Below are 4,213 nucleotides of genomic sequence, written 5' to 3'. Positions count from 1 at the left end.
CTCGCGCACGCCCTGCTCGCCCTCGGCCTGCAGCGCGGCGACCGGGTGGCCGTGGTGTCGCCCAACCGGCCGGAGATCATCGAGCTGGAATGCGCCCTCTACAAGGCAGGACTGGTGAAGGTGGCCCTGAACTCGCGGCTCGCGCCCAACGAGCTCGCCGACGCGCTCGCCAACGCCGAACCCGTGGCCCTCATCGCGGGGCCCGAGCACCGTGCCATGGCGGAGGAAGCCGCTGCCCCGGTGGCCTCGCTGAAGCACCGCATCGCCTATGCCCCCGCGGCGGGCTGGCTGGACTACGAGGCGCTGCTCCCCGCCGCGAGCGACGAGCACTTCCACGTGGAGATGCGGCCGGAGGAACTGGCGGTGCTGCACTACACCTCGGGTTCCACCGGCAAGCTCAAGGCGGCGATGCAGACGGTCGGCAACCGCATGGCCTCGCTGCGCAAGATCGCCATGGGGCGCATGCACGCCGGCCCCGGCGACGTGCTGATGCTGTGCGGCCCGATCACCCACGCCAGCGGCATGTTCATGCAGCCCATGCTGTACCAGGGCGCCACCCTGCTGCTGCTGGAAGGCTTCAGGCCGGCCGAGGTGCTGGAGGCGATCGAGAAGCACCGCGTGACGATGGCCTTCTTCGTGCCGGCCATGATCCATGCGCTGCTGGCCGAGCCTTCCATCCGCACCCGCGACCTGAGCAGCCTGCGGCTGGTGAGCTACGGCGCCGCGCCGATGTCGCCCGCGCGGATCCGCGAAGCGTGGAGCGCGTTGGGCCCGGTGCTGGCGCAAGGCTATGGCGCGGGCGAAACCACCGGCGGCGTGATCGCCCTCTCGATCGAGGACCATGCCCGCGCCATCGAGGGCGACCGGCCGGAGTTGCTGTCGGCGTGCGGGCGCCCGGTGTGCGAGTCCGACGTGCAGGTGCTGGACGAGAACGGCAAGCCCGTCAGCGGCAATGCGATCGGCGAGATCTGCGTGCGCGGGCCGGACGTGTTCGCCGGCTACTGGCGCGCCGAACCGCAGACCCGCGAAGTCCTGGGCGCCGACGGCTGGCTGCGCACCGGCGACCTGGCGCGCGTGGACGGTGAGGGCTACATCTTCATCGTCGACCGCAAGAAGGAGATGCTGGTCTCCGGCGGCTTCAACGTCTATCCCAGCGAGGTCGAATCGGTGCTGGCCCAGCATCCGGCCGTCTACGAAGTCTGCGTGGTCGGCGTGCCCGACGACCACTGGGGCGAAACGGTCAAGGCCGTGGTCGTGCTGCGCGAAGGCCAGCGCGCCGGGGATGCCGAGATCATGGACTTCTGCCGCGGGCGGCTGGCCGACTTCAAGCGGCCGCGCTCGGTGGACTTCGTTCCGCAGCTGCCGAAGAACGCCAACGGCAAGCTCTCGCGCAAGGAGGTGCGCGAGCACTACTGGCGCGGCCGCGAGCGGCGCGTCAACTGAAGGAGCGCGCATGGACACCACCGCCGTCCCCCTGCTGCCCGCGCCGCGCTTCGAGGGCTCGGAGGCCGCAGCCGCCTTCATCGCCCGGGTGCAGGAATTCATCCGCGACGAGCTGCAGCCGCTCGCCCGCGAACACGGCATCACGCACGAGAGCGGCGCGCCGCGCGCGCTGCTGGAACAGGTGTGGAAGCGCTCGCACGCGCTCGGCTTCTATGGGGTCACCCTGCCGAGGAGCCTCGGCGGCGCCGGCTTCAGCCTGGCCGACCACGTGCAGATCAAGGAAGCCATCTACGCCAGCGGCTCGCCCTTCGCGGCGCACGTACTGGGCGAGCTGACGGGGCCGCCGCGGGTCGGTGCGCTCGCTGCCAAGGCGACGCCGGACCAGATGGAGCGCTTCATCCTGCCGGTGGCGCACGCCGAGAAGGCGATCTGCTTCGCCATCACCGAGCCGGACGCCGGCTCGGACGCGGGCGCGCTCCAGACCCGGGCGCGGCGCGAAGGCGACGAGTGGGTGCTGGACGGAACCAAGCGCTTCATCTCCGGCTCGCCCTTCTGCGATTTCGCGGTGATCATCGCCTCGACCAGCGAGGATCCGGCCACGCGCGAGACCACCGCCTTCTTCGTCGAGCGCGATCGCGCGGGCTTTCGCATCGACGCCGGCTACAAGACCATGGCCGGCCAGTCCCACACCGCCAACATCGTGCTGGAGGGCTGCCGCATCCCGGCGGCCAACCAGATCGGCGAGCGCGGGCGCGGCCTCGCGCTGGCCCTCGGCCGCATCACGGTGAACCGCGTGCTGCACTGCCCGGCGATGCTGGGCCTGGCGCGGCTGGCGCTGGAAGACGCGCTGGCGCACGCCGTGCGGCGGCGCCAGTTCGGCCAGCCGATCGGCGCCTTCCAGGCGGTGCAGCACATGCTGGCCGACATGGCGACGGAACTCGCGGCAGCGCGCGCACTCATGCTGGGTGTAGCGCGCACGATCGACGCCGGCGGGGAGGCCCGCGCGGAGGCGTCGATGGCCAAGCTGTTCTGTTCCGAGACCGCCTTCCGCATCGCCGACCGCGCGGTGCAGGTGCACGGCGGCGAGGGCATCGTGCAGGGCAGCCGGGTCGAGTTCCTCTTCCGGCTGCTGCGCATGTACCGCGTGCTCACGGGCACGAGCGAGATCCAGCGCAACACCATCGCCCGCGAACTGCTCGGCGCCAGCGTGCGCTGAAGCCCCCTCATCCCCAGCCCTTCCCGCCAACGGAAGGAAGTAGTGATCCAAGGAGACAAGACATGCAAAGACGTTCGTTCGCGGCCCTGCTGGGCGCCGCCGCACTGGGGCTGGCCGGCACCGCGCAGGCCCAGGACTATCCCGTTCGCCCGATCAAGTGGATCGTGCCCTACCTCGCGGGCACCGCGCCCGACACGACCGTCCGCATCGTCGGCGAAGCCATGGGCGAGATCCTGAAGCAGCCCGTCGTGGTGGAGAACAAGGGCGGAGCGGCCGGCAACCTGGGCGCGCAGCTCGCCGCCAAGGCCACGCCGGACGGCTACACGTGGGTCTACTCCGCCGCCCCCATGTCCACCAACATGCGCATGTACCGCAAGCCCGGCTTCGACGTGATGAAGGACTTCATCCACGTGGGCCGCATCGCGCAATCGGACGTGCTGCTGGTCGTGAACGCCGAATCGGGCATCACCACCCTCAAGCAACTGGTGGAGCGCGGGCGCAAGGACCCGGGCAAGCTCTCCTTCGCCTCGGGCGGCGTCGGCTCGCCGGCCCACATGGGCGGCGAACTGCTGCTCAATGGCACCGGCATGGAGGCGCTGCACGTGCCGTACAAGGGCGCTTCGGAATCGGCCAACGCCGTGCTGGGCAAGCAGGTCGACTTCGCGCTCACCATCTTCTCCGTGTCGCTGCCGCACATCCAGGCCGGCAAGATGAACGCGCTGGCGGTGATGGGGCCGAAGCGCAACCCGCGCCTGCCCAACGTGCCGACCATCGGCGAAGCCGGTGTCTCGGGCATCAACCTCGTGTCCTTCGGCGGCCTGTCGGTGCCCGCCGGCACGCCGGCGCCGATCGTCAAGCGCATCGGCGATGCCCTGAACCAGGCGCTGGCCGATCCCAAGGTGCGGGCGAAGCTGGAGGCCAACGGTTCCATCGTCGCTCCCAGCACCCCGGAGGAGTACGCGCAGAACCTGCGGTCCGAGATCGCCAACACGGAAGCGATGATGCGGGCGGCGAAGATCGAGGCCCAGTAAGGACCGGGCGCCTGCGGGCGCTCGCGTCGCAGGAAAAGTGCCGCCCTCACCGGCGGCACGCTGCTTCTAGCGCTGCAGGCGCCGGTACGCGCTGTAGTGCCGCAGCGCGGCGCGCTCGTCGCCGGCCTGCTGGTGCAGGTGCGCAAGGTTGAAGTGCGCATCGGCCAGGGCCGGGTCGAGCTCCAGGCTGCGCTCGTAGCTGGCCGCCGCCTCCTCGAGGCGCTCCAGGTGATCGAGGGCGACGCCGCGGTTGAAGTGCAGCAAGGCGGAGGTCGGGCAGTGCCGCAGGGCGGCATCGCAGAGGCGCAGCATGTCTTCGTGGCGATGCGCGGCGTCGAGCATCGCGCCCAGGTTCAGGTACGCATCCTCGTGATCCGGTGCCGCGGCCAACGCCTGGAGGTACGTGGCTTCGGCGGCTGCGGCGTCCGATGCCTCGAGGGCCAGCGCATGTTCGTAGAGCGCTTGCGCATCAACGAGGCTCTGTGTTGGGACGGCGGCATCCATCGCATCGTCGTCTGCAGCG

The 4,213-nt window shown here is 70.6% G+C and carries 4 protein-coding genes; 3 read left to right on the top strand and 1 reads right to left on the bottom strand.

Features of this window, described 5'->3' with window-relative positions; all coding sequences use genetic code 11:
• The 3 genes from VFM98_RS25400 to VFM98_RS25390 form a co-directional block, all read left to right on the top strand.
• On the top strand, positions 1–1,443 hold a 1,443-nt coding region (locus tag VFM98_RS25400; RefSeq protein ID WP_325112672.1), incomplete at its 5' end, for an AMP-binding protein.
• Positions 1,444–1,453: 10 nt separating this feature from the next.
• A complete protein-coding gene (locus tag VFM98_RS25395) occupies positions 1,454–2,659 on the top strand; it encodes an acyl-CoA dehydrogenase family protein (RefSeq protein WP_325112671.1) in 1,206 nt (401 codons plus the stop codon).
• 62 nt (positions 2,660–2,721) lie between these two features.
• Positions 2,722–3,690 carry a tripartite tricarboxylate transporter substrate binding protein gene (locus VFM98_RS25390; RefSeq protein ID WP_325112670.1) on the top strand — a complete coding sequence of 323 codons (969 nt, stop codon included), beginning with the start codon at positions 2,722–2,724 and terminating at the stop codon, positions 3,688–3,690.
• A gap of 66 nt (positions 3,691–3,756) precedes the next feature.
• Here VFM98_RS25390 and VFM98_RS25385 read toward each other — a convergent pair.
• A partial coding sequence (locus VFM98_RS25385; RefSeq protein WP_325112669.1) for a tetratricopeptide repeat protein occupies positions 3,757–4,213 on the bottom strand: 457 nt, incomplete at its 5' end.

The sequence above is a fragment of the Ramlibacter sp. genome (genome assembly GCF_035706265.1).
Classification (GTDB): Bacteria; Pseudomonadota; Gammaproteobacteria; order Burkholderiales; family Burkholderiaceae_C; genus Ramlibacter.
Note: the sequence above shows the minus strand (reverse complement) of the source record. Positions and strands in the feature narration are given on the sequence as shown.